24 protein-coding genes and 1 pseudogene are annotated in these 24097 nt (G+C 60.5%); 11 read left to right on the forward strand and 14 right to left on the reverse strand.

The window, feature by feature from the left end:
- Positions 1-5: 5 nt before the first annotated feature.
- Positions 6-629 carry an ANTAR domain-containing response regulator gene (locus CKA81_RS12110; RefSeq protein WP_128355488.1) on the forward strand — a complete coding sequence of 208 codons (624 nt, stop codon included), beginning with the start codon at positions 6-8 and terminating at the stop codon, positions 627-629.
- On the opposite strand, the gene CKA81_RS12115 is transcribed toward CKA81_RS12110, so the two are convergent.
- From CKA81_RS12115 to apaG, 13 genes are all read right to left on the reverse strand, one after another.
- A complete protein-coding gene (locus tag CKA81_RS12115) occupies positions 615-1787 on the reverse strand; it encodes a TIGR03862 family flavoprotein (protein ID WP_128356774.1) in 1173 nt (390 codons plus the stop codon). The genes CKA81_RS12110 and CKA81_RS12115 overlap by 15 nt on opposite strands.
- A gap of 43 nt (positions 1788-1830) precedes the next feature.
- On the reverse strand, positions 1831-2532 hold the full coding sequence (locus CKA81_RS12120) for an ABC transporter ATP-binding protein (protein ID WP_128355489.1): 702 nt from the start codon (positions 2530-2532) through the stop codon (positions 1831-1833).
- On the reverse strand, positions 2529-3239 hold the full coding sequence (locus CKA81_RS12125; protein ID WP_128355490.1) for an ABC transporter ATP-binding protein: 711 nt from the start codon (positions 3237-3239) through the stop codon (positions 2529-2531). The genes CKA81_RS12120 and CKA81_RS12125 overlap by 4 nt, the downstream gene beginning before the upstream one ends.
- Positions 3226-4179, reverse strand: coding sequence for a branched-chain amino acid ABC transporter permease (locus tag CKA81_RS12130; protein ID WP_128355491.1), 954 nt, complete (start codon positions 4177-4179; stop codon positions 3226-3228). Before CKA81_RS12130 ends, CKA81_RS12125 begins: the two co-directional genes overlap by 14 nt.
- The gene (locus tag CKA81_RS12135) at positions 4176-5048 is read right to left on the reverse strand and encodes a branched-chain amino acid ABC transporter permease (RefSeq protein ID WP_128355492.1); all 873 of its coding nucleotides are present in this window, start codon (positions 5046-5048) and stop codon (positions 4176-4178) included. The genes CKA81_RS12130 and CKA81_RS12135 overlap by 4 nt, the downstream gene beginning before the upstream one ends.
- A 15-nt stretch (positions 5049-5063) precedes the next feature.
- On the reverse strand, positions 5064-6230 hold the full coding sequence (locus CKA81_RS12140) for an ABC transporter substrate-binding protein (RefSeq protein WP_128355493.1): 1167 nt from the start codon (positions 6228-6230) through the stop codon (positions 5064-5066).
- Positions 6231-6251: 21 nt separating this feature from the next.
- Positions 6252-7826, reverse strand: a complete 1575-nt coding sequence (locus tag CKA81_RS12145; protein ID WP_128355494.1) for a class I adenylate-forming enzyme family protein — start codon at positions 7824-7826, stop codon at positions 6252-6254.
- Positions 7826-8980 (reverse strand): acyl-CoA dehydrogenase family protein, encoded by a 1155-nt coding sequence (locus tag CKA81_RS12150; RefSeq protein WP_128355495.1) that lies wholly within the window; start codon positions 8978-8980, stop codon positions 7826-7828. The genes CKA81_RS12145 and CKA81_RS12150 overlap by 1 nt, the downstream gene beginning before the upstream one ends.
- A 25-nt stretch (positions 8981-9005) precedes the next feature.
- Positions 9006-9803 carry an IclR family transcriptional regulator gene (locus tag CKA81_RS12155; protein WP_128355496.1) on the reverse strand — a complete coding sequence of 266 codons (798 nt, stop codon included), beginning with the start codon at positions 9801-9803 and terminating at the stop codon, positions 9006-9008.
- A 938-nt stretch (positions 9804-10741) separates the two neighbouring features.
- Positions 10742-11614: a DsbC family protein gene (locus CKA81_RS12160; protein WP_228255713.1), complete on the reverse strand. Its 873-nt coding sequence runs from the start codon at positions 11612-11614 to the stop codon at positions 10742-10744.
- Between the two features lie 23 nt (positions 11615-11637).
- Entirely contained in the window at positions 11638-12813 is a 1176-nt protein-coding gene (locus tag CKA81_RS12165) for an FAD-dependent monooxygenase (protein ID WP_128355497.1), read from the reverse strand.
- Positions 12810-14102, reverse strand: coding sequence for a murein transglycosylase A (gene mltA / locus CKA81_RS12170; RefSeq protein WP_128355498.1), 1293 nt, complete (start codon positions 14100-14102; stop codon positions 12810-12812). The genes CKA81_RS12165 and mltA overlap by 4 nt, the downstream gene beginning before the upstream one ends.
- Before the next feature lie 23 nt (positions 14103-14125).
- Positions 14126-14500, reverse strand: coding sequence for a Co2+/Mg2+ efflux protein ApaG (apaG, locus tag CKA81_RS12175; RefSeq protein ID WP_128355499.1), 375 nt, complete (start codon positions 14498-14500; stop codon positions 14126-14128).
- Positions 14501-14563: 63 nt separating this feature from the next.
- Between apaG and rpe the strand changes: the two genes are divergently transcribed.
- The 9 genes from rpe to CKA81_RS12220 all read left to right on the forward strand — a co-directional run bounded on the left by rpe (position 14564) and on the right by CKA81_RS12220 (position 23592).
- Positions 14564-15298: a ribulose-phosphate 3-epimerase gene (rpe, locus tag CKA81_RS12180; RefSeq protein WP_394342514.1), complete on the forward strand. Its 735-nt coding sequence runs from the start codon at positions 14564-14566 to the stop codon at positions 15296-15298.
- Between the two features lie 252 nt (positions 15299-15550).
- Positions 15551-16222 carry a phosphoglycolate phosphatase gene (locus tag CKA81_RS12185; RefSeq protein ID WP_128355500.1) on the forward strand — a complete coding sequence of 224 codons (672 nt, stop codon included), beginning with the start codon at positions 15551-15553 and terminating at the stop codon, positions 16220-16222.
- Between the two features lie 226 nt (positions 16223-16448).
- Positions 16449-17969: an anthranilate synthase component I gene (gene trpE, locus CKA81_RS12190; RefSeq protein WP_128355501.1), complete on the forward strand. Its 1521-nt coding sequence runs from the start codon at positions 16449-16451 to the stop codon at positions 17967-17969.
- A 22-nt stretch (positions 17970-17991) separates the two neighbouring features.
- Complete coding sequence (locus CKA81_RS12195) at positions 17992-18558, forward strand: anthranilate synthase component II (RefSeq protein ID WP_128355502.1); 567 nt, start codon at positions 17992-17994, stop codon at positions 18556-18558.
- Positions 18559-18586: 28 nt separating this feature from the next.
- On the forward strand, positions 18587-19618 hold the full coding sequence (gene trpD, locus CKA81_RS12200; protein ID WP_128355503.1) for an anthranilate phosphoribosyltransferase: 1032 nt from the start codon (positions 18587-18589) through the stop codon (positions 19616-19618).
- Positions 19615-20409 carry an indole-3-glycerol phosphate synthase TrpC gene (gene trpC / locus CKA81_RS12205; RefSeq protein ID WP_128355504.1) on the forward strand — a complete coding sequence of 265 codons (795 nt, stop codon included), beginning with the start codon at positions 19615-19617 and terminating at the stop codon, positions 20407-20409. The genes trpD and trpC overlap by 4 nt, the downstream gene beginning before the upstream one ends.
- Positions 20406-20858, forward strand: a complete 453-nt coding sequence (locus CKA81_RS12210; protein ID WP_128355505.1) for an HIT family protein — start codon at positions 20406-20408, stop codon at positions 20856-20858. Before trpC ends, CKA81_RS12210 begins: the two co-directional genes overlap by 4 nt.
- A gap of 10 nt (positions 20859-20868) precedes the next feature.
- Positions 20869-21621, forward strand: a complete 753-nt coding sequence (locus CKA81_RS12215) for a uracil-DNA glycosylase (protein ID WP_128355506.1) — start codon at positions 20869-20871, stop codon at positions 21619-21621.
- A gap of 327 nt (positions 21622-21948) precedes the next feature.
- Complete coding sequence (locus CKA81_RS12220; protein ID WP_128355507.1) at positions 21949-23592, forward strand: DEAD/DEAH box helicase; 1644 nt, start codon at positions 21949-21951, stop codon at positions 23590-23592.
- A 66-nt stretch (positions 23593-23658) separates the two neighbouring features.
- On the opposite strand, the pseudogene CKA81_RS12225 reads toward CKA81_RS12220, so the two are convergent.
- A pseudogene (locus CKA81_RS12225) lies at positions 23659-23758 on the reverse strand (IS3 family transposase); the annotation flags it as partial.
- 147 nt (positions 23759-23905) lie between these two features.
- Here CKA81_RS12225 and CKA81_RS17595 point away from each other — a divergent pair.
- Positions 23906-23989: a hypothetical protein gene (locus CKA81_RS17595; protein ID WP_449421227.1), complete on the forward strand. Its 84-nt coding sequence runs from the start codon at positions 23906-23908 to the stop codon at positions 23987-23989.
- The last annotated feature ends 108 nt before the right edge of the window (positions 23990-24097 follow it).

Below are 24097 nucleotides of genomic sequence, written 5' to 3' on the forward strand. Positions count from 1 at the left end.
AAGCCATGACCACGACAGCACGAGATGCCAAACTGATTACGGCAGAACTCATGCGCGATTTGCGGACCTTGCGAGTCGCGGTTTTCCATCCAGCAGATCAGGACGGGAAGGAATTGGTCCTGCAGTTGCGCCGCATAGGCTGCCACGCCCAGGCGTTCTGGCCGCCCTTCCCAGTGCTTCCCGAAGGAATAGAGGTCGTTTTTTTAGCGGTACGGCCCAACATGGTTCTTCCCGACTGGACGTCATCGCAAAATTCCGCGTCTCCGACCGTGATAGCGGTAGTGACCTACGAGAACCCCACGGTCATCGAAGCCGTGCTGAAGGTGGGTGCCGAAAGCGTGATCGCTTCACCGATCAAGGCCTTCGGCTTGCTGGCCACCCTGGTCGTCGCACGCAGGGTCAACAATAGTTTGCGCACGCTCGCCAGGCAAAATCAACGCCTGGAAGCCAAGCTCTCGGGTGTGCGGAAAGTGGCCGAAGCCAAAAGCATACTGATGGCGGCAAGAAACATATCGGAAGATGACGCCTACCAGGTCATGCGCGAACAAGCCATGGCGCGGCGCGTTACCGTAGAGCAAATCGCGGCCGCCATCGTCGATGCCAACGGCATCCTTTCATTTAATATCTAGCCATCGCAGCACGCCCTGCGCCGCCACTCGCCCGCTAGCGAAGCAGGCGGTCAATAGGTAGCCGCCAGTGGGCGCGTCCCAGTCCAACATTTCGCCGCTGCAGAAAACGCCAGGCATGGCCTTGAGCATCAGCGCATCGTTCAGGCTTTCGAAAGCCACGCCGCCGGCAGTGCTGATTGCTTCTTCTATCGGGCGCATGCCGGTAAGGCGCAATGGCAACCGCTTGATCGTCGCCGCCAGGCTATCGAAATCATTGAATTGTTCGGGTGACAGATGCTCGCGCAGCAATGCCAGCTTGATGCCGCGTAGCCCCAGCCGGCTGCCCAGATGGCTGGACCAGGACCGCGCCCCGCGCGGCCATGCCACCTGTTTGCTAATGAACTGAAGGTCGCGGTCTGGCAATAAGTCGATGTGTATCCATGCCTCGCCCTGCTCCTGCAACTGCTTGCGAAGCACGGACGACCACGCGTAGATAAGACCGCCCTCCAGCCCGTCGGCGGTCGCCATGATCTCGCCGCGACGCATGCTGTGGTCGCCGGAGGGCGCCATGGCGATGGACTTAAGCGGCTCGCCGGCGTGGCGCGAGGCAAAATGTTCGGTCCAGGAAACCAGAAAGCCGCCATTGGACGCCTGCAGCGGCCGCAGCCTCACCCCTTTGTCAGACAGTATCTGAAACCATGCTCCGTCCGACCCGAGACGCGGCCAGCTGGCGCCGCCCAAGGCCAGTACCACCGCGTCAGCCGATTGCCTAAGCGGTCCGTCGGGCGTCTGGATCAGCAAACCGCCTTTCTCATCCCAGCCGGTCCAGCGATGGCGCGCATGCACGTCCACGCCCTGGCTACGCAAGCGCTGCAGCCAGCGTCGCAGCAGGGGCGCTGCCTTCATCTCTTCAGGGAACACGCGACCGGAGGAACCGACAAAGGTTTCCACTCCAAGTTCCTGGGCCCATAGCCGTAAGGCCGCCGCATCGAACTCGCGCAACCAAGGCGCCAGCTGCTCGGATCGATCGCCATAGCGTGCCAGGAAGGCGGCGGCCGGCTCGCTATGAGTAAGGTTCAGACCGCCGCGGCCAGCCAGCAGAAACTTGCGCCCTACCGATGGCATGGCGTCGTAAAGATCCACATGGACACCAGCCGTTGCCAGGACTTCGGCTGCCATCAGGCCGGCCGGTCCACCGCCGATGACGGCTACCTTGAGATTGTCAGTGCGCAAAATACAGTTCGTGCAGTTGTTCCATATCGACTTCGGCAGCACGCTGCGACAAAACCACCTTGCCGCCTTGCATCAGGTACACATGATCGGCCACGCCCACCGCCCGATGGGTACTTTGCTCGACCAGAATAATCGTGCGGCCTTCGGCCTTCAGCCGCCCCAGCGTCTGGAACAATTCGTTCACGACTACGGGGGCCAGGCCCAGTGAAGGCTCGTCAATGATCAGTACCTGCGGGTCGGCCATCAGGCCGCGACCCATGGCCAGCATCTGGGCCTCGCCACCCGATAGCGTGCCGGCCCGCTGATTGCGGCGCTCTCGCAGGCGCGGGAACATGTCGTACGCCTTGTCGCATTGCCGGCGCGAGCCCGCCCGATGCTTGGGCGTAAAGGCGCCGAGCATCAGGTTCTCTTCAATTGTCATGTCTTTGAAAACCATGCGTCCTTCAGGGATCATCACGACGCCCAGGTCAGGCATCTTCCAGGTGGGTATGCCGCTAAGCGGCTTGTCATTCAGTTGGATGGTGCCCTGGCTGACGGGCAGCAGGCCCATAATGGCGCGCAGCAGCGTCGTCTTGCCGGCCCCGTTAGGCCCGATGATAGTAGTGAGTTCGCCCGGCCGTACCGAGATGGACACGTCCCATAAAATATTGATGGCGCCGTAACCAGCGCGCAAGCCTTGAACTTCTATCATGACTGGGCTCCAGTATAGCTGCGCACCACTTCCGGATCGTTGAAGACCTCGTCGGGTGTACCCAAAGAAATCAGCCGGCCGAAATCCAAAGCAGCCACCCGATCGCACAGGCGGCTGATGGTCTCGATGTCGTGCTCGATAATCAAAATGCCCACCGAGAATTTCTTGTGCAGTTCCTGCAGCATGGTCATGAAGCGGCGCTTGCCGGCTGTTTCCAGCCCCGCCAACACCTCATCCAGCAACAAGAGCTTGGGGTCGGTGCACAGGGCCTTGGCGATCTCCAGCGCCTTCAGCTCCGTCAACGCCAGTTCGGTTGCGGCATTGCGGTCCGCACGTGAGGCCAGATTGGTAAATTCCAGCACTTCGGCGATGCGAGCCTCGTTGACCTTGCCGGTGCCAAAACGCTGGGCCACCAGCAGGTTTTCACGCACGGTCAGTTCGTGCAGAGGTTGCGGAACCTGGAAGGTCCGCCCTATGCCCATGCGAGCACGCCGATGCAGCGGCGTATTCAACAGGCTGGCATTGTCAAAATGGATACGTCCGGACGAGGGTTGCACCAGCCCCGACACGGCGTTGAACAAAGTCGTCTTGCCGGCGCCATTGGGCCCCACCAGGCCCAGCACTTCATCGCGGTTGGCGGTAAGCGTAACGCCATCGACTGCCGTCAGACCGCCAAAGCGCACCGTCAGAGCTTCAAGTTGCAGCATGTTTTCTCCTGAAGCCGGTGGCCAGCAGCGGCAACAGGCCGCGCGGACTAAAAATAATCATCCCGACCAGTAGCGCCCCCAGAATAAGCTGGTGCCCCGACGAGATCAGGTTCTTGAATATCAGTTGATCGACCAGGTAGACGGTCAACGCGCCTGCGATGGGGCCAAGCAAGGTGCGATAGCCGCCGAAGATTGCCGCAATAATGGGCAAGGTGACCCATACGCCATTGAAGGCGTAGTCCGGCTCCAGGAAGCTGATGTAATGCACATTGAAGGCGCCGATTACGCCGGTCATGAAAGCCGATACGAACAACATCATGGCCTTCAACAGCGTGCTATTGACGCCGACCACACGGGTGGCGTCCTCGCTGTCATGCATGGCCCGCAGGGCGATGCCGTAGTAACTGCCCCTTATGGCACGGTAGGCCAGCACGAACAGCACCAGCAAGGTCAGCACGATCAGGTAGCTGCCCACCTTGCCGGCCAGGTCGAAGCCGAACACGGTCGGAAAGGCGGGAATGCGAGACAAGCCACCTGATCCGCCCGTTACGGACGACCATTCAATAGCGACGATCTTGAAGATATGGGCGTAGGCCAGGATGGCGAGCGCAAAATAAGGCCCGCGCAATCGCAGCACCGGAAGCATGACAGCCGAAGCCACCACCGCGCCCACGCCGCCCAGCAACAAACCCCACATCACCGGTACGCCCGCTTCTATGGTCAGCAGAGCCGATACATAGGCGCCCACGCCAAAGAATGCGGAATGCCCAAAACTGACCATGCCGCCCAGGTTGCCCAGCAATGCCCAGGCCAGCGCGATGCCGCCTATGATCAGCGAAGCAATGATCAGGCTCATGACATAGTTGTTCTGGCCCAGCAGCAAGGGCACGGCAATATAGGCCAGCGCAAGAACCAGCAGCGCAATGATTCCAGTCTTCATCCTCGTCTCCCTGCCGCGCCGAACAGGCCGTTGGGCAATACAAACAACACCAGCAGAAACAGCACCATGCCGACCAGTTCCTGCAAGGCGGAACTGGCCAAGGTGATGGTCAGCGCCTCTGCCACGCCCAGTAATAGCGCCCCCACCAGCACGCCCGGTATGGAGCCTATGCCGGCCAATACGGTAATGATGAAGGCCTTGATGGTCAGCACATGACCCAGCGAGGGCTGGATAACGCCATAGCTGAAGATGGCCACACCTGCAAAACTTGCCAGGATGCCGGCGATTACGAAGGACACGATTTCAGTGCGTCGGGGGTCGATGCCCATCAAGCGGGCAGCATCCCGATTGCCGGCTACGGCCCGCACCGCGCGCCCATACCAGCTGCGCGACAGCCACCACCACATGCCACCCATCAACAGAACGCTGATGATAAAGAACAGCGGTTCGCTCCGCATGCTGTACAGCGGCCCAACCACGACAGCGTCCTGCATCCAGGCCGACGAGGTCGATTTGATCTCGGCGGACCAGATCAGCAGGATGGCGTTGGTCAGGATAACGCCGATGCCGTAGGTCAGGATAAGTGAGTTCAATTCCCTGTCGGTCTTGATCAGACTCACAAGAAAATACATGATCACCGCTGTCATGCACACAATGATCAGCGCGACGGGGATGGCGAATATCGGGCTGAGCCCACTGGCGGACTCTACGGTATAAGCAATGTAGGCCGCCAGCAGGACCAGCTCGCCATGCGCCAGGTTGATGATCTTCATGGTGCCGAAGACCAGTGCCAGGCCCAGCGCGATCAGGGCATACGAGCCGCCCTGAAGCACGCCGGAATACAAGGCCTGCAGGATAAGTTCTGTCATGGGTGGCGCCGCTGCCTATTTCCAGGGTACGCCGGGATACTGCATCGGGGCGGTTGCGGTATCGACGGGCCAAACGATCTCGATACGGTCGCCCTGGTGCTGCCCCATGCGATGTTCGAAATTCAGGTTATCGCCTTCCGTGAACTGCACGCGGCCTATCAGGGTATTGCGGTCAGTCTTGGCGAGTTCTTCGGCAATGCCGCCCTGCTTCACCGTGCCCTTGTCGGCAGCCCGCGCAATGGCTTCGAACAACAGCATGGACTGCACATAACCGAACTGGCCCAGGTAGTCGGGATCCTTGTTGTAGAGCTTCTTGTAGGCGTCGTAAAAGGCCTTGCCTTCGTCAGTGTTGAACTTGGTGGGATAAGGCAGCAAAGCCGTGCCATACACCTTGGGCATCAGATCGGGAAAGTCAGCGGCCATCTTGGGCGTTGCCAACGACCACACACCTATCATGGCATTGACGTCAGGCTTCAATACGTTGGCGGCACGCAGTATGCCGACGTAGTCGTTCTCGTAGCCGACCATCAGGATGACATCGGACTTATCGATCAGACGCACCTTGTTTACAACGGGCTTGAAATCAGAGATGCCCGGGTCAAAGGGATGCATGCCCACCTTGAGGCCTTTGGCGGTCAAGTCCTTCTGTACGTCCTGCGCCAGATGGGCGGTTGCTTCCTTGGTGGAGTAGATGATGGAGGCTGAATCGACCTTCATGTCGCCCAACACACCGACCATGGCTTTCTGGTAGCCCGCCGTGTTGTTGATGCGAAAGAAAGTCTTGTAGCCGCGCTGCACCAGGCCATTGTCTACGCCGCCCGACGTAATGTAGGGCAGGCCCAGCTTGTTGGCCGCATCGGAAGCCGGGCCGATGTTGTTCGATCCATACCCGCCCGTAAAGGCTACGACGCCTTGGGAAGCCAGCTTCTCCACCGCCGCGATGGCTTTGGCTGGCGAAGATTCGTCGTCTTCAGTCAAGACCTTGATGGTGTGCTTGCCGTTGGTCTGGTTGAACACCTCGACCGCCACAGCAATACCTTCATGCATGCCCGTACCCACCCGAGCCAGCGCGCCGGTCAAAGGCTCTTGTTCGCCAACCAAAAATTCTTCTGCGTACGCTCCGGCACTATAGACCGACAGCGCCAACGCCGCCCATCGCACGTGTTTGCATAGCTTGTTCATTGTCTCTTCCTCCTGGTTTTATTAAGGCTCCGGATGGAGCGCTTCTTTGCGCAACTGCTGTGCCAACTGCTTGAGCTGGCCCTTCAGAATCTTCCCGGTAGCCGCGGCCGGCATGGCCTGCATGATGACAATCTGCGATGGCCGCTTGTACGGCGACAAGCGAGGGTGCAGCCACTCGTGCAAGGCCTGCGCCGCCGGTGCGTCCTGTGCGGGATCCAGTTCGACGAAAGCGATCACTTCTTCATTGCCGTCCGTGCCGTCGCGGCCCACCACGGCGGACTGCACCACGGCAGGATGCGCATTGAGCGCCGCCTCCACTTCTATGGGATACACGTTGAAGCCGGACCGGATGATGAGTTCTTTGCTGCGCCCTATCAGGAACAGCGCGCCATCCGCTTCCTGGCGCACGATGTCGCCGGTATTCAGCCAACCCTCGGGGTTCACCGTTAGCGCCGTCAGCTTGTCATCGTGGTAATAGCCCTTCATGACATTAGGGCCACGCACCCAGAGCTCTCCGGGCTCGCCCCGTTGCACCGTCACACCTTGATCATCCACGATACGTATTTCGATACCCGGGATGACAGATCCCACCGACGTATCGGTGCGCGGCGCATCGATACGCGTCTGGCTGATGGTGGGCGAGGTTTCGGTCATGCCGTAGCCGTTGTGCAGGGTGCGCCCGAACAGCCGTTCCGTCTCGTGCTTGAGGGTGGGATCCAGCGGCGACCCACCGGCATAGATGAAGCGCAGGCTTGAATTCGAGGGATCCCAGTCGCCATAATCGTATTCAAGCAGCCGCGCATACATCGCGGGCACGCCCTGCAAGATGGTGAGCTCGTCATGCTGGATGGCGCGCACCACGGCAGACGGCGAATAGCGCGCGGCCAGATACAGCGTGGCACCGGCGTAAAGCGTGCCCAGCGCCACCGATGCCAACCCGAACACATGGGTAACGGGCAGTACGCCGTAAGCGCGATCGGCAGGCGTCAGGCCACGCACGTGGCTGGAGGTCGCGGCAATGAACAGCAGGTTGCGGTGCGTCAGCATCACGCCTTTGGGCTGCCCGGTTGTGCCGGTCGTGTAGATCAGCGCCGCGACCTGCTCATTGCCCGAGGCGTGCACCGGCTCCGGCTCGCAATCGGTGTGCAAGGGTCCCACTTGCACCAAGCCGGCCCCGGCCACCTCGTGCAGCTCGGCGCCACCGCGCTCGGCATGGGCCATGGCCTCCGCCGAAATATGCCCGGTATACAACACCACCCTGGGCTGACTATGCTGCGCGATGGCATCCACTTCGCGAGCCGACAGCCGTGCATTGACGTTGACCAACCAGGCGTCCATACGGGCCGCAGCGAACAGCAACACAAGCTGAGCGATGCAGTTTTCGGCGACCACCATCAGCCGATCGCCAGGGCGTACACCGTAGTCGCGCAGCCATAGCGCCGCCTGCCTGGACGCCTCGTTCAACTGGCTGTAGCTGAGCGTCACGCCATCCTGGCTCAAGGCCACGGCCTGCGGCGCGTCTTGCGCCCAATGCTCGACTATGCCGCTTAAGCGTGCCGGCAAGCGATCCAGAACAATATCGGTAGGCGCAGACATCAGCCGCCCGCCTCCTTGATCATGTTGCGCGCAATCACCAATTGCTGGATCTGCGTCGTGCCTTCGTAGATGCGGAACAGGCGCACATCGCGATAGAAGCGCTCGATCGCATAGTCGGACACATAGCCCGCCCCACCATGGATCTGCACGGCGCGGTCGGCCACCCGTCCGCACATCTCGGTTGCAAAAAGCTTGCAGCACGAGGCTTCGGTCGATACGTCCTGCCCGGCATCGCGCCGCTGGGCCGCATCAAGCACCATGCAGCGCGCCGCGTAGATTTCTGCCTTGCTATCGGCCAACATCGCCTGTATTAACTGGAACTCGGCGATGGGTTGTCCGAACTGCTGGCGCTCCATCGCATAACGCAAGGCGTCGTCCAACATGCGCTCGGCAACCCCCACGCTGACAGCGGCAATATGCAGGCGCCCCTTGTCCAGAACCTTCATGGCCGTCTTGAAGCCCACCCCTTCGCGCCCGCCGATCAGGTTCTCGGCCGGCACCCGACAATCTTCGAACACCACATCGCAGGTATGCGCGCCTTGCTGTCCCATCTTCTTGTCTATCTTGCCCAGCGACAGGCCCGGCGTTTCCTTTTCGACAATAAAGGCCGAAATCGCATGGCCACCGCGCGCTTGCGGATCGGTACGCGCCATGACCGTAAAGATGGACGCCTCGGGCGCGTTGGTGATGAAGCGCTTGGTGCCGTTCAAGACATAGTGATCGCCATCGCGAACTGCCGACGTCCGCAGCGACGCTGCGTCAGAGCCCGAACCGGGCTCGGTCAAGGCAAACGAACCAATAATCTCCCCCGACGCCAGCCGGGGTAAATACTTGCGCTTTTGCGCTTCGGTGCCGTCGATCACAATACCTTGTGAACCTATCCCGTTATTCGTGCCGATCAGCGAGCGAAAGGCGGGCGAGGTCTTGGCAATGGCGAATGCAAAAAGCACTTCCTCTTCCATTGTCAGCTCCAGCCCCCCGTACGCTTCCGGAATGGCCAGGCCAAAAAGCCCCAGCTCGCGCATCTGCGCCACCACGCGATCCGGCACCTGGTCGGTTTCGGCAACTTCATCTTCCAGGGGAATCAACTGCTCGCGCACAAAGCGGGACACACTGTCCAGCAACATCGTGAGCGTTTCCTGATCTCGTATCATCTTCGTCCTTTCGTTGGGCAACCGATCAGCCGCCCATGTTTTTTTCCACGTTTCTTACCAGCTCGACCAGGCGGGGGCCCAGGTCAGTTTCGAGCTTGTCGCGGGCCAGCAGATACGCCGGCCCACCGCAATTAAACGCCATTTGCTTTTCGCCGCGCACGCCCAGCAGCGGCACGCCCACCGCCCGGATCTCGGGCTGCCATTCGCCCAGCGCGATGCAGAATCCCAGGCGCTCGTAATCGTCTTGTGCCTTTTCCAGGTCGGCCTTGATGCGCGGCCAATTCTCTGGGTCCGCGTCCCGGATCTCGTCCATGAGGACGTCACGCTCGGCTTGCGGCATGCCGCAGATAAGAGCCTTGCCCATGGAGGTGGTGGCGATCGGTATGCGCGATCCGACATCCAGCCGCAAGGTCACGCGCGCACTGCTGCGGCAGGTCTCGACATAGATCATGCTTAAGCGATCGCGCACGCCGATGGCGACCGAGACACGGGAGTATTCGGCCAGTTCTTGCATGGCGGGACGGGCAAGATTGCGGACATCGAGATTGGCGAGCATCGAATAGCCCAGGCCCAGTACGCCTGGAGCGAGCAAGTACTTGCCCAGGTGTTCGGAAAATTCGAGGTAGCCCAGCTTGCACAGCGTGTAAGTAAGACGCGACACCGTGGGCTTGGGAAAGCCGGTTTCCCGGGATAGCTCGGCGTTGGTCAGGTAGGCCTTACCCGGCTGGAAACAACGCAGAATCTCCAGACCGCGCGCCAAGGCATTGACGAATTGGCGATCAGAATTGTCGTCGTCAACGACGACACTGGTTTCCTGCATCATGGTCAGAGTCTCCTGCCGTGCCTGCGCCTCTAGGTTGGGGCAGTGGGATACGGTGGATTGATTCTGTCATGATGCAAACACCCGGGTCAAATATTTCGAAACGGTGGTTCGCTGTGCGGAATTGAGTGAGGCGGGGCGCTTTTCGGTGCTTGTATCCAGACGCTTCTTGGCGGCTTGCCGGCTTGTATCGAGATTGGCACAGTTTTCGTTCTAAAGACGGCCCGGGGTGGGTGGGGCTGGCTGGGCTCGACGGTCACGACCCCGGCTAACGCCGGGGCAGACCTTGCGTCAGCGCCGCAGCGGGGCGCCTGCGGAACTCGCAACGTTCGGGCATGCCCGAACAAGCGTGTTGCTCAAACAGCCGCAGGCTTGCCTCCCCGCCGCGACACTGCCACAAGGCGTGCCCTAAAGCGCCCAGCCAGCCCCACCCACCCCAGGCCTCCGATTGAGATCATTGGCGCAGTGATCGGAAGCGACGGCCGTTTTTCTTTGAGGAGGTATCGGTAGAGGACAGGCTTCTCAGGTAACGTATCAGCAGGTCTGGGTTCGAAACCGGGTCTCTCGCATATACCTTCTCTCCACCCCATACGGGTGCTGGCACCTCACACCAACAGCGGTTTATTGCATCTCAAGTCCGCAGCAACCAGTGCCGTTCAACCTGAGCTACTGTAAAAGGTGTGCACGGGCAAGCGGCGGGGCGGCGCATTGGGCACGCCGGCTATCAGTGCGGATCAGGGAGGCAAGGCCGCGACTGTTCGAACAACACGCTTGTCCGGGCACTGCCCGGACGTTGTGAGTTTCGCGGCCGCCCTGATCCGCACTGATAGACGGGAAGTCCGGCTTGCCGGACCGTGACCATTAAGCCGCCCCGCCGCTTGCCCGTGCGCGCCTTCTTAAGAAACCAAATTCCGTACTTATACAAGCCAGCAGCCTACAAGCTATTTAACTGAAGCCAGCTTCCGCTCCAGCGCATCTAAAGGCAGCGCCCCATTCACCCGACTGCCGTCGGCAAACACAATCGCCGGCGTCCCCTGCACTTGCAGTTTGCGCCCCAGCACCAGGTTCGTCTCCAGCGGCGTCTCGCAGTTAAGCTCCGCCGGCACCTTGCCTTCCAGCATCCATGCATTCCACGTCGCCGCACGATCCTCCGCGCACCAGATATTGCGCGCCTTTACCGTCGAATCCGGCGACAAAATCGGGAACAGGAACGTATAAACCGTAATGTTATCGACGCCCTTCAAGGTCTCGTGCAAACGCTTGCAGTACCCGCAGTTCGGGTCCTCGAACACCGCAATCTGGCGCGAGCCATCCCCCTTCACCTGCTTGATCGCATCGTCCAGCGGCAGCGAGGCGAACGGCACTCGCGTCAACTCTTCAAGGCGCTCTGCCGTCAGATCCACCCGCGACTTTGCGTCGATCAGCGAGCCCTGCAAAATGTAGTCCACGTTGGCATCCGTATACAGCACATCCATGCCAACCTGCACCTCGTAGATGCCTGGAAAACGTGTGGGTACAACCGCAACAATCTCGATGCCCGGAAAGCGCGTCTCGAATGACTTGCGGACTTCCTGCGGCGTCGCCAGATCGCGAGTCGTCAACACCTTGGCCGGCTTGGCATTCTCGTTGCCTTCTGTCGACAGCACATCGGCCGGTTTAGCGCCTTCGTTGCCTTGCGTCGACAGCACATTGGCCGGGGTCTCGATCCGGTTGTCGTTGGTCGTGATCGTCGCTTGAGCGAAGACCGATGTGGTGGCCAGAGGCATCGCAATCAATGCGATGGCAGCCAGCCAGGCTTTCAAGGGGTTATTCATGCCACTACTCCTGATAATCTGTTCTAGTGTCGGCCGGCGGCTGCGCCGATAAGCAGACGTTTGATAAACGGTAAACGGTCAGCGCATTGCATGCCTGCATTACGTGCCCAGGCAAGCGGAGCCGCCTGGGCCGCGAAAAGACGATGCAAGCCATCAGTTGCCAGGCGCATCGCCAAAAGGGGTTCAGCCCGCACGCGGCGATAGCGGTTTAGTACCCGCATATCGCCGGCGTTGCGATACGGCTCTTTATTGGTCAGCGTTTGCACCAAGGCATCCACGTCGGCCAGTCCCAGATTCAGCCCCTGCCCTGCCAGCGGATGCACGCGATGCGCGGCGTCGCCCACCAGTGCAACGCCCGGCGCGACCATACCGCTACTCTGCAGGAACAAGGGGAAACCGAATAGGGGGCTACGCACACGCAATGCACCCAAACGACCACCCGTGGCGGCCGCCAGGCGAGTCGCGAGCGTGGTGCTGCGTTGTTCCTGCGGCATGGCCAGCAGTTCGGCAGCCATGGCCTCCGGCATCGACCACACCATGGAAACCTGATGACCATCCGCCGTGTCGGGCATGGGCAACAGGGCCAATACCGTATCGCCGGTAAACCATTGCAGTGCTGCATGCTGGTGAGGAAGCTCGCAGGTCAGGTGACAAACCACGCCGGTATCGCCATAGGCGCGCGATTGCTGGCTGATACCTGCTGCAGTCCGCACCGGCGACGCGGCGCCGTCCGCGCCCACCAGCAAGCTGGGCGTCATGGCGCGGCCGGTGTCCGTGAACACGGTTCGGCTTTCCAGGCGCTCGAACTTTTCGGTAAGCCACGAAATGCCAAAGACCTGCACCGCCTGCTGCAGCACTCGCTCCATTTCGCTGGATTCGACGATCCAGGCCAGCTCTGTTTCGGCTGCCTGCCAGGCATGCAGATTCACCATGCCGCTTGCATCGCCATAGATTTCCATGGACTCCACGGGCGTCACGCGACCAGCATCCATCATGGACCATACGCCCAGGCGCGCCAGTAGCGCCTGGCTGGCCGCCGAGATTGCATACACCCGGGGGCAGTAAACGTCGGGCTGCACTACGCCCGGTGCCTTGCGCGGCCCAAGCAAGGTAAGGTCGAAACCGGCCTTGGTCAGTCCCAAGGCGGTTGCCAGCCCGACTATGCCGGTCCCGCATATGACGACGGACTCTTTCTTCATCGTGCGCTGGGGGCTCCTGCCTGTTTGGGCCAAAGCACCCACATTTCTCCGGGCTGCTTCATGCGCCCGGCCAAGGCGCCGGCTTCCTCGCCAAAACCCCAGTAAAAGTCTGTGCGCGCCGCGCCCTTGATTGCAGCGCCGGTGTCTTGAGCAAAGACCAGCCGCTGCAGAGGCTTGGAGGACGCCGGATACTGGGTGCTGAGAAATAGCGGTGCACCCAGCGGTACGAATTGGGTATCGACGGCCACCGAGCGCTGTCCGATCAGCGGTATGGAGTAAGCACCCTTGGGGCCGAGCTCTGGATCGGTAACGGTCTCTTCGTTGAAGAACACCATGGCGGGATTGGCATTAAGCATTTCCTGCACGCGCTTCGGATTCTTGCGGGCCCATGCCTTGATGTTCTGCATTGATGCCTGGGCCAGCGGCAGCTCGCCTTGCGTTGCCAGCCATTGGCCTATCGAACGGTAGGGCCGGCCGTTATGGTCGGCATAGGCCACCCGTATGGTCTCGCCATTGGGCAGTTGCGCGCGACCGGAGCCTTGTATGGTCAGGAAAAAGGCCTCGACAGGATCATTGACCCAGACAATGACAGGCGGCTGTCGAGTTGGCGTGGCGGCAATCTCGGCTCGGGTGTCGTAAGGGACTACTCTTTTGCCGACCAACTTGCCGCGCACCCGCTTGCCGGCCAGTTCCGGATAGACCGTGCCCAGATCGATGGTCAGCAGGTCGGCAGGCGCGGCATAAAGAGGCCACTGATACTCGCCCCCACGCTCACGTGCGGCATGAACCAGCGGCTCGTAGTAACCGGTGACAGTATTGCGTGCGGGCTTGCCGCTGGCGTCAAGCAAGCGCCATGGCTGCAGATGGGTTTGCAGAAACTGGCGCACCGCCTGCGCATCGGCGCCTTGCTCGCCCAGCCCCGACTGCGCGACCGCCGCGCATACCGGTTGCCAGGCACGGGGGGTGGCCCTGGCCTGCATGGCCAACGACCCGGACACCGGCCGCATCAAGCCCTTGCAGTTATTGACGAATGCCTTCCATACCTGTGTCAGGTCATCGGCCTGCCAGCCCGGCAAGGTGGCCCAGGACGCCTGTTGAAACTTTCCAGCCAAAGGCCGTGCCGGGGTGTCCGGCAATGAAGCCAGGGGCGGTACGCGCAGCGGCTGCTCGGCAATATTGACGGCGCCGGCGGCGGGTGTAGCCGTGGCAGGCGTGTCGGACTCGATCGGCACCGAACTGCAGGCTGCCAACATAGCCAACAAAAGCGAAGAAAGCAGAATACGTTTCATAAATCTCGCAATAAACGACAGAATCAGTGCAGGGTGCGCGGCATCGCCAGAACGAATTCCTGGATGGGCACCTCGAAGGGAATGCCGTTTTCACCGACACAGTGGTAGGTGCCCCGCATGGTGCCCACTGGCGTGGGCAAGGGACAGCCGCTGGTGTACTCGAACGACTCGCCCGGGTTCAGCAGGGGCTGCTGACCCACCACGCCCAGTCCACGGACTTCCTGCGTTTGCTGCTTGCCGTCCGTAATGATCCAGTGCCGGCTGATGACCTGGGCGGCGTGCTGCCCGCTGTTGGTAATGCGCACGGTATAGGCAAAGACGTATTGCTGCTCCGCAGGCTCGGACTGATCCGGCAAATATTGCGGTGTAACGATAACCTTGATGTCGTAAGGCTTCATTTTTCGGGTTCCAGTAAATGGTTCAGCCGTATTTAACAGGAATATCAGCGCTTACCTGCAATAATGACATATTCGCCGCTTTGCTTCCTGACCGACATGCCCTTTACCCGCCCTACCCGTATCGCCCCCAGCCTGCTTGCCGCCGACTTTGCCCGCCTGGGCGAAGAAGTCCGTAACGTTGTTGCGGCCGGCGCCGACTGGATCCACTTCGATGTGATGGACAACCATTACGTGCCCAACCTGACGATAGGGCCCATGGTGTGCGCCGCCATACGTCCGCACACGGACGCACCCATAGATGTGCACCTGATGGTCGAGCCGGTAGACGCCATTATCCCGCAATTCGCAAAGGCCGGCGCCAACATCATTACCTTCCACCCAGAGGCATCGCGCCATCCTGACCGCACGCTGTCCTTGATCAAAGAGCATGGCTGCAAGGCAGGGCTGGTTTTCAACCCGGCCACGCCGCTCGAATGGATGGACTACGTCATGGACAAGCTGGATATCGTGCTGCTGATGTCGGTCAACCCCGGTTTCGGCGGCCAGAGCTTCATTCCGGGTACGCTTGCCAAGCTTACGCAGGCCAGACGCAAGATAGATGCCTGGCAGCAAGATGGCGGCCAGCCCATCGCCCTGGAGATCGACGGCGGGGTCAAAGTAGACAACATTGCTGCCATCCGGGCCGCAGGCGCAGACAGCTTCGTTGCCGGCTCGGCCATCTTCAGCCAGCCAGACTATAAAACCGTCATTGATGCCTTGCGGAAGGAAATTCTGAAGGGCGAATCGATCTCGACCTAAGCTGCGACGAACTATCCGTCGCCGCCTGACCCGCCATCGTTTGCCGGACCGTGGCCAGCAATGCCACGCTATGAGCATAAAAATCGCCCACGATCGCGGCCTCGCGGTTGACTCGTCGCTTCTTCAATGCAGCAGCCATAACGCACACCTCATATTGCACGCCCCGCGGCAGAAGGCCGGAAGGCGAAAAGGAATGTAGCAAGCGCATGTGACAGCCATGTGTACTGCTGCCCACTATAAGGAAACCCACCCATGCGTTTTGACGCCATTTTGTTCGACCTGGACGGCACCTTGCTCGATACCATCCCCGACCTGGCCAACGCGGCCAACGCCATGCGCGAGGAGCTGGGGCTGGCGCCGCTACCGCAAGCCACGCTTGCCACCTATGTGGGCAAAGGCACCCCCAATCTGGTGCAACGTACGCTGGCCAATAATCCGGCAGCCACGGTGCCCGACCCGGCGCAAATGGCACGGGGTCTGGAGAGCTTCGGGCGGCACTACCATGCCGTCAATGGGGACGCGGCCACCCTGTACCCCGGCGTGCTTGACGGCCTGGCAGCCTTCGCCCGGGCTGGTGTGAAGATGGCTGTCGTCACCAACAAGCCGACCGAATTTACCGTCCCCTTGCTTGAACGCTTCGATATTGCCTCTTATTTTTCTGGTGTGGTGTGCGGCGATACCTGCGAAGAGAAAAAGCCCGATCCCATGCCCATGCTGCATGCCTGCGAGCTGCTGGACGTGCCCCCCTCCAAGGCGCTGGCCATCGGCGATTCGGTCAATGATGCACTGGCTGCCAAGGCCGCGGGCATCACCGTGCTGGCCGTTCCTTATGGTTATAACGAAGGCATGGACGTGCGCACTCTTGAAGTCGATGATATAGTTACGTCCATAGCGCAGGCTGCCCAGTGGGCGGCGCGCCAATAAAATCCAGACCAAAAACATGACCGCTACCCTTTATTACCCCACCACGCTCCGCGCCAATTGGCGCTGGTGGCGTTTGTGTTCTGGGTAGCGGTAATCCACTCCCGGCTCCAAGACCTTGTCTTCGTGTGCCGTCAGCATTACCAGAAGAAGCTAAGCCCGGAACCAAAATTTGGCCGGGCTTTTTTGATTCCTGTCCCGGCCTGTATGCACCCCAACAGAGAAGACCATGACAGAAATCGAATTCAACGCGCTCGCGGCGCAGGGTTACAACCGCATACCGCTCATTGCGGAAACCTATGCAGACCTGGACACACCGCTGGCCATCTACCTGAAGCTTGCACATAGTGGCCCCGAAGGCGGCCGCAACAGCTGCTTGCTGGAGTCGGTGGTCGGTGGCGAACGCTTCGGACGCTATTCCTTCATCGGCCTGCCTGCCAAGACTGTCATACGATCCAGCGGGCAATTGACCGAGGTGGTGCACCAGGGGCAGGTTGTCGAGTCGCACGAAGGCGACCCGCTGGCCTTCATCGAGGCCTACCAGGCCCGCTTCAAGGTGGCCTTGCGCCCCGGCATGCCACGATTCGCGGGCGGATTGGCCGGCTATTTCGGCTACGACACCGTCAGGCACATCGAACCGCGTCTGGGCGCGGCTACCAAGCCCTTCCCTGCCGGCCAGGACGAGGGCACGCCGGACATCATGCTGCTGCATATCGATGAACTGGTCATCGTCGACAACCTGGCTGGCCGCACCTATTTGATCGTCTACGCCGATCCGTCGCAACCCGAAGCCTTTGCCCTTGCGCGACGCCGCTTGAAGATCCTGCGCGAGAAGCTGCGTACGCCTGTCGTGATTCCCTATGCCTACGCCAGCATGCAAACGGAAAGCCGGCGCGACTTCGCCAAGAAGGACTACATAGACGCGGTCCTGAAAGCCAAGGAATACATCGCCGCCGGCGATCTCATGCAAGTGCAGGTCGGCCAGGTCATCGCCAAGCCGTTTCGCGATTCGCCCTTGTCGCTGTACCGCTCGCTGCGTTCGCTGAACCCATCCCCCTACATGTATTTCTGGAATTTCGATGACTTCCAGGTGGTGGGGTCCTCGCCCGAAATTCTCGTCAGGCAGGAAATCATCAACGAAGCAGACCGCGAAAAGACCATGGTAACGATCCGTCCGCTGGCCGGCACGCGCAAACGCGGCGCAACCCCCGAGGAAGACCTGCAACTGGCCGAAGAGCTGCTGGCCGATCCGAAAGAGCGCGCCGAACACGTCATGCTGATCGACCTGGCGCGCAACGACGTAGGCCGGGTGGCCAAGACTGGCACCGTGCAGGTTACCGATACCATGACCATAGAGCGCTACTCGCACGTCATGCATCTGGTGTCCAACGTATCGGGCCAATTGCATGATGGCATGAGCAATATGGACGTACTGCGCGCCGCCTTTCCGGCGGGCACGCTTACCGGCGCGCCCAAGGTGCGCGCCATGGAGATCATCGACGAGCTCGAACCCGTGCGGCGCGGCATCTATGGCGGTGCGGCGGGTTACCTGAGCTACGGCGGCGAGATGGACGTCGCCATTGCCATACGCACCGGCATCATCAAGGACGGCATGCTTTACGTACAAGCGGCCGCCGGCATCGTGGCTGATTCGGATCCCGAAAAAGAATGGCAGGAAACAGAGGCCAAGGCACGCGCCGTACTGCGCGCCGCCGAACAAGTCCAGTTTGGACTGGACGAACCCATTTAATGCATGCCTCTGGAGAATTCACATGTTATTGATGCTCGATAACTACGACTCGTTTACCTATAACCTGGTGCAGTATTTTGGCGAACTGGGTGAAGACGTTCGGGTGCTGCGCAACGATCAGACCACGGTGGCTGAAATTGCCGACTTGAAACCGGCGCGCATCTGCGTCTCGCCCGGCCCTTGCTCGCCCGCAGAGGCCGGCATATCGGTAGAGTTGATCAAGCACTTCGCCGGCACGCTGCCGATTCTGGGCGTGTGCCTGGGGCATCAGGCCATCGGCGCAGCCTTTGGCGGCAATGTCGTGCGCGCGCGCGAACTGATGCATGGCAAGGTGTCGCCGATTACCCATACCGGTACCGACCTCTTTACCGGCCTGCCGTCGCCGTACACCGTGACGCGCTATCACTCGCTGGCGGTAGAGCGCGACACGCTGCCCGACTGCCTGGAAGTTACTGCGCAGACCGAGGACGGCGAAATCATGGGCTTGCGTCACAAGACCCTGCCCGTTTATGGCGTGCAGTTCCATCCCGAATCCATCCTCAGCGAGCACGGACATGCCCTGCTCAAGAATTTCCTGGACATCTCATAACAACAAACCCACTGACGGAACCCCGACCATGACCATCACCCCCAACGAAGCCCTTCTGCGCTGCATCGAGCATCGCGAGATTTTCCATGACGAAATGCTGCACCTGATGCGCATGCTGATGCGCGGCGAGATGACTCCCCAGATTGCCAGCGCCCTGATCATGGGTTTGCGCGTCAAGAAAGAAACCGTAGGAGAAATCACCGCCGCAGCCGAGGTGATGCGCGAGTTTGCATTGCCGGTGCACACCGCCTGCGCGGGCGATCTGCTCGATATGTGCGGCACCGGGGGCGACGGCTCCAACACCTTCAATATTTCCACTGCGGCAATGTTCGTTGCGGCGGCCCAGGGCGTCAAGATCGCCAAGCACGGCAACCGCAGTGCCTCGTCTTCATCCGGCAGCGCCGACGTACTGGAGGAATTGGGCGCCAACGTCATGGTTAGTCCTGAGCAGGTAGCCGAGAGCATCGAACGTATCGGCATCGGCTTCATGTTTGCGCCCGCTCATCATGGCGCCATGAAGAACGTGGCGGCCGTGCGCAAAGAGCTTGCCGTACGCACGATTTTCAATATCCTCGGACCCTTGACCAACCCGGCCGGGGCGGCTAACCAGTTGATGGGCGTGTTCCACCCTGACCTGGTCGGCATACAAGTTCGTGTATTGCAACGGCTGGGCTCGCGGCACGTGCTGATCGTGCATGGCAAGGACGGCATGGACGAGGCGTCACTGGGCGCAGCCACGCTGGTCGGCGAGCTGAAAGACGGCCAGGTGCGCGAATATGAGATTCACCCGGAAGACTTTGGCATGCCCATGGTGTCGAACCGCTCCATCAAGGTTGGCAACCGCACTGAGTCGGCACAAATGCTGCTGCAGGCGCTCGACAACGTGGCCGGACCGGCTCGTGATATCGTTGGCTTTAACGCCGGCCTGGCGATTTACGCGGGCAACCAGGCCGACTCCATCGAGCATGGCCTGAAACTTGCTTTCGAGGCGATTGCCAGCGGTGCAGCGCGCGCCAAGCTCGATGAATTCTGCACTTACACCCGGACACTTAGCGCATGAACGACATTCTCGCCAACATACTTGAAACCAAAAAAATAGAGGTCGCCACCGCGCGCCAGATGCGCAGCGAATCCGATGTGCTGCGCGAGGCAAAAAGCCGCAAGGATTTACGCGGCTTCGCCCTGGCGATCGAAGAAAAAATCGCCCAGGGCAAACCTGCCGTTATTGCAGAGATTAAAAAAGCTTCGCCTTCCCGCGGCGTCATACGCGAAAACTTCAACCCTGTCGATATCGCCACCTCGTATGCCGCCCATGGCGCAGCCTGCCTGTCGGTACTGACGGACGTCAAGTTCTTCCAGGGGTCTTACGATTACTTGCGCCAGGCCCGCGCAGCCTGTGCACTGCCCGTCTTGCGCAAGGACTTCATGATCGATCCCTACCAGATCGCCCACGCCAGGGCACTGGGCGCCGACTGCATATTGCTGATCGTCGCGGCACTGACACCGCAGCAATTGCGCGAGTTCGAGACCGCGGCCATGGAGTTGGGCATGGATGTACTGGTAGAAGTGCACGACAGGGCCGAACTGGATACGGCGCTGCAGTTGCAGACCTCTTTAATCGGCATCAATAACCGCAATCTGCGCAGCTTCGAAACATCGCTGAAAACGTCCTTGGACCTGCTCGCGGCCGTGCCCGAAGGCAAGCGCGTGATTACGGAAAGCGGTATTTTGACCACCGAAGACGTCAAACTGATGCGCGACCACGACATCCAGGCCTTCCTGGTCGGAGAAGCCTTCATGCGCGCGCCTGAACCGGGCGTGGCCATGCACGAACTCTTCTTTGCGGCATGACGACGCTTGCCAACTGCCCGCTATGCCAGAGCAACGCTGAAGACGTCCTGTGGCGCAGCAGCCAGTTGCGCGTTATTGCGGTAAACGATAGCGATCACCCGGGGTTCACGCGAGTAATCTGGAACGGCCATGTGTCTGAAATGACCGAGCTCGGCCCGCAGCAACGCCACGAGCTCATGCAGGCCGTCTGGGCTGTTGAACGGGTGCAGCGCCAGATCCTTCAGCCCGACAAGGTGAACCTTGCCGCACTGGGCAACGTCGTGCCCCACCTGCACTGGCACGTCATTCCGCGGTGGATGGTCGACACGCACTTTCCGGAACCGATCTGGGCGGCGCCACCCTCGCGCACTGTGGCGGACCAGCAGGCGTGGCAAGAGCGGCGCGCTGCGATCAGTGCGCAATTAGCAGCGTATCGTGACGCCTTGCAAGCCGCCTTGGCGGTCTTGTAGCGAGACTGCCATGGCGCAACGTAATCTGTTCGAAACGGCTCAGAACACGCTCGAAGAGCCGCTGGATGTGCATGTAAGCAGGCTAAGCTCTGCCTGGGCCGCGGCGCTGCAGACCCCGGCGGCCCAAGCGGCACTGAAAACCTTGCACAGCTATCTGGCAGATCGCCTTCAAGCGGGGGCGCAGATCTTCCCGCGCCACCCTTTTCGGGCACTGAGCTATATGGAGCCCGACGCAGTGCGCGTCATTATTTTGGGGCAAGACCCCTATCATGGCGCCAACCAGGCGCAGGGCCTGGCGTTTTCCGTACCCGACGCCTGCCCGCGCCCGCCCAGCTTGCGCAATATCTTCAAGGAGATAGCGCTGGAGTACCCCGGAACGCCCCTACGCCAGCGCAATGACCTGGAAGACTGGGCTCGTCAGGGGGTGCTCTTGCTTAACGCCGCCCTGACGGTCGAGGCGCAGCAACCCGGCTCACACGCCCGCAAGGGTTGGGAGCAGATTACCGACGCGCTTATTCACCGCGTCGCCGAAACACCCCAACCGAAGGTGTTTTTGCTGTGGGGCGCCCACGCGCAAAGCAAACAAAAACTGCTGGCGGAGCATAAGGGCGGCCCCATGCTGGTGTTGACGGCCAATCATCCCTCGCCGCTGTCAGCGCAGCGCCCGCCGGTTCCTTTCATAGGCTGCGGGCACTTCGAAAAAACCAACACCTGGCTGCAAGCACAAGGCCAAGCCACTATCGACTGGCTGCAGCCTGCCTAGAAAAAACCGGCTTTTACATGCCGCTCGTTGCCGCATCACAACATAGGGGTTTCCCCCGACTGCGAAAACGTTTATAATTTGCGCACTGCATTTTTCACGCGTCGACATTTTCAAGGCAGCATTCGTTGCCCCATAGCAGTTGTCTGATTTTCTCAGCACCCATGTCGAACACCATCGCTCCCTGACCCCCGAGCCTTTCGCCGCGTCTTTAAGACTACGCTGCACTTTAGGTTGATTGGTCGGCACGATGCTCCAATCAACCAGCGCTCCGGGCTCACTATCAATGCCCCCGCTATGTGTATGCCGTTACCACGGCAAAGGATACTCATGTCTTTCGAAACTTTAGGTCTCGTGCCTGCCCTGTTGTCTGCCGTCCTGAAATCCGGCTTTACCGAGCCCACTTCAGTCCAGGCAGCGGCCATCCCCAAGGCCCTGGCAGGCCAGGATCTGATGGTCTCTTCGCAAACCGGCAGCGGCAAAACCGCAGCCTTCATGCTTCCCGCCTTGAACCGCATCTCGAACATGCCGCCCAACAAGGGCACTGGCGTGCAGGTGCTGGTATTGACCCCTACCCGCGAGCTTGCCATGCAAGTTGCGGAAGCCACCAAGCAGTACGGCGCCCATATCAAAGACCTGCGCATTGCCGTGGTTGTTGGCGGCATGCCTTACGGCGCCCAACTGAAGGCTTTGTCGCGCCGCGTCGATGTCCTGGTTGCGACCCCCGGCCGCCTGATCGATCACCTGCAAGCCAAGCGCGTTAATCTGTCTACCGTCCACACGCTGGTGCTGGACGAAGCTGACCGCATGCTGGACATGGGTTTCATCGAAGATATTGAAACCATCGTTGGCAGCACGCCAAAAGACCGCCAGACCTTGCTGTTCTCGGCCACGCTGGATGGCACGATTGCGCGCCTGGCAGCAAAGATGATGCGCGATCCCCAAAAGATCGAGATGTCCAGCCAAAAAGAGAAGCACTCCAACATTACGCAAAGCCTGCTGTATGCAGACGACAACGGCCACAAGATGCGCTTGCTGGACCACCTGCTGCGCGACGCCAACCTGGACCAGGCCATTGTCTTTACGTCCACCAAGCGTGGCGCCGACGACCTGGCTGACCGCCTGTCCGGTCAAGGCTTTGCCGCAGCCGCACTGCATGGCGACATGAACCAGCGCCAGCGTACCCGTACCCTGGGCATGCTGCAAAAAGGCCAACTGCGCATCCTGGTGGCTACCGACGTCGCCGCACGCGGTATCGACGTGCAGGGCATCAGCCACGCCGTGAACTACGACCTGCCCATGCAGGCCGAAGACTACGTGCACCGTATCGGCCGTACCGGCCGCGCGGGTCGCAGCGGCCTGGCATTCACGCTGGCCACGCATTCCGAGCGCCATAAAATACGCCGCATCGAGCACTTCATAGGCCAACCGATTCCGTCGGAAGTCATCGAAGGCCTGGAGCCCAAGAAAACGGCCCGCCCCACCTACACGGACCGCAAGCCCGGCGGCAAGAGCTTTGCTCCTCGCAGCGGCTACGGCGGCGCCAAGCCCGCATACGGCCGCAAGCCCGGCGGCGACCGCGCCTACGGCGACAAGCCGGCCTACGAAGGCAAACCACGTTTTGGTGACAAGCCAGCGTACGAAGGCAAGCCGCGCTTTGGCGACAAGCCCGCCTACGAAGGCCGTCCGGCTCACACCGGCGAGCGTCCTGCCTACGAAGGCCGTCCGTCCTACGACCGTGCCAGCGACAGTCGCAAGAGCTTCGGCGGCGAAGCGCGCAGCACCGGCGGCTACAAGGGCAACAGCGACCGCCCTGCTTTTGGCGATCGTCCCGCACGGCCGGCTCGTCCAGAGTTCGCACATAAAGGCCCAGCCAAGCCTGGCGCCCGCCCCACGGCACGCCCTGGCTTTGCCGGCAAGCCGACATCGACCCGTGGCAAGAGTGCCGCGCGCCGTAGCGACTTTGCCGCATAAGGCTACGCACGAATAAACCGGCTGCGCCAGTGCGCAGCCGGTTTAGAAGAACAGACGCCACTCCTGTTAAGGGCTCAAGGCCTGGGTTCGGTATTGCACCGGACTCAGGCCTTTTAGTTTGAGCTTGATGCGTTGGTGATTATGTATGGATGTAGTGTCGGACGCCGTGCGAGTGGCACTTACAGATTGACCACTACAATCCGTAGACGCATCCCATGACTTGGATACAGAGTGGGACGTTGAACGGGCTTTATGAAGTCAGGCGCAAATTTTGCTTCCCTTTGACGCCCCAAACCGTTTTAGAGGATAAAGCATGAAAATACTGCTATGGATACTGGGAATTGTTTTCATCGTAGGCCTTCTTACCATCACCGGCGTATTTAGCCTCATCTTTTGAGCGTAGACCCGCACGCTTTCAGACGATAAAGTGTGAAGGCTTACTCCCGTCCTTCGACCCCTACCCCATGTGCGTGAGCGCGATCTTCTGGAGTTTATTCTGTGGGCG

The organism is Pollutimonas thiosulfatoxidans, from assembly GCF_004022565.1.
Lineage (GTDB): Bacteria > Pseudomonadota > Gammaproteobacteria > Burkholderiales > Burkholderiaceae_B > Pusillimonas_D > Pusillimonas_D thiosulfatoxidans.

Excerpts from the sequence above, each read along its gene's own strand:
- CKA81_RS12110 (WP_128355488.1), top strand. The coding sequence starts at position 6 with ATGACCACGACAGCACGAGATGCCAAACTGATTACGGCAGAACTCATG.
- CKA81_RS12115 (WP_128356774.1), bottom strand. The coding sequence starts at position 1,787 with ATGGCAGCCGAAGTCCTGGCAACGGCTGGTGTCCATGTGGATCTTTAC.
- CKA81_RS12120 (WP_128355489.1), bottom strand. The coding sequence starts at position 2,532 with ATGATAGAAGTTCAAGGCTTGCGCGCTGGTTACGGCGCCATCAATATT.
- CKA81_RS12125 (WP_128355490.1), bottom strand. The coding sequence starts at position 3,239 with ATGCTGCAACTTGAAGCTCTGACGGTGCGCTTTGGCGGTCTGACGGCA.
- CKA81_RS12130 (WP_128355491.1), bottom strand. The coding sequence starts at position 4,179 with ATGAAGACTGGAATCATTGCGCTGCTGGTTCTTGCGCTGGCCTATATT.
- CKA81_RS12135 (WP_128355492.1), bottom strand. The coding sequence starts at position 5,048 with ATGACAGAACTTATCCTGCAGGCCTTGTATTCCGGCGTGCTTCAGGGC.
- CKA81_RS12140 (WP_128355493.1), bottom strand. The coding sequence starts at position 6,230 with ATGAACAAGCTATGCAAACACGTGCGATGGGCGGCGTTGGCGCTGTCG.
- CKA81_RS12145 (WP_128355494.1), bottom strand. The coding sequence starts at position 7,826 with ATGTCTGCGCCTACCGATATTGTTCTGGATCGCTTGCCGGCACGCTTA.
- CKA81_RS12150 (WP_128355495.1), bottom strand. The coding sequence starts at position 8,980 with ATGATACGAGATCAGGAAACGCTCACGATGTTGCTGGACAGTGTGTCC.
- CKA81_RS12155 (WP_128355496.1), bottom strand. The coding sequence starts at position 9,803 with ATGATGCAGGAAACCAGTGTCGTCGTTGACGACGACAATTCTGATCGC.
- CKA81_RS12160 (WP_228255713.1), bottom strand. The coding sequence starts at position 11,614 with ATGAATAACCCCTTGAAAGCCTGGCTGGCTGCCATCGCATTGATTGCG.
- CKA81_RS12165 (WP_128355497.1), bottom strand. The coding sequence starts at position 12,813 with ATGAAGAAAGAGTCCGTCGTCATATGCGGGACCGGCATAGTCGGGCTG.
- mltA (WP_128355498.1), bottom strand. The coding sequence starts at position 14,102 with ATGAAACGTATTCTGCTTTCTTCGCTTTTGTTGGCTATGTTGGCAGCC.
- apaG (WP_128355499.1), bottom strand. The coding sequence starts at position 14,500 with ATGAAGCCTTACGACATCAAGGTTATCGTTACACCGCAATATTTGCCG.
- rpe (WP_394342514.1), top strand. The coding sequence starts at position 14,564 with ATGACATATTCGCCGCTTTGCTTCCTGACCGACATGCCCTTTACCCGC.
- CKA81_RS12185 (WP_128355500.1), top strand. The coding sequence starts at position 15,551 with ATGCGTTTTGACGCCATTTTGTTCGACCTGGACGGCACCTTGCTCGAT.
- trpE (WP_128355501.1), top strand. The coding sequence starts at position 16,449 with ATGACAGAAATCGAATTCAACGCGCTCGCGGCGCAGGGTTACAACCGC.
- CKA81_RS12195 (WP_128355502.1), top strand. The coding sequence starts at position 17,992 with ATGTTATTGATGCTCGATAACTACGACTCGTTTACCTATAACCTGGTG.
- trpD (WP_128355503.1), top strand. The coding sequence starts at position 18,587 with ATGACCATCACCCCCAACGAAGCCCTTCTGCGCTGCATCGAGCATCGC.
- trpC (WP_128355504.1), top strand. The coding sequence starts at position 19,615 with ATGAACGACATTCTCGCCAACATACTTGAAACCAAAAAAATAGAGGTC.
- CKA81_RS12210 (WP_128355505.1), top strand. The coding sequence starts at position 20,406 with ATGACGACGCTTGCCAACTGCCCGCTATGCCAGAGCAACGCTGAAGAC.
- CKA81_RS12215 (WP_128355506.1), top strand. The coding sequence starts at position 20,869 with ATGGCGCAACGTAATCTGTTCGAAACGGCTCAGAACACGCTCGAAGAG.
- CKA81_RS12220 (WP_128355507.1), top strand. The coding sequence starts at position 21,949 with ATGTCTTTCGAAACTTTAGGTCTCGTGCCTGCCCTGTTGTCTGCCGTC.
- CKA81_RS17595 (WP_449421227.1), top strand. The coding sequence starts at position 23,906 with ATGAAAATACTGCTATGGATACTGGGAATTGTTTTCATCGTAGGCCTT.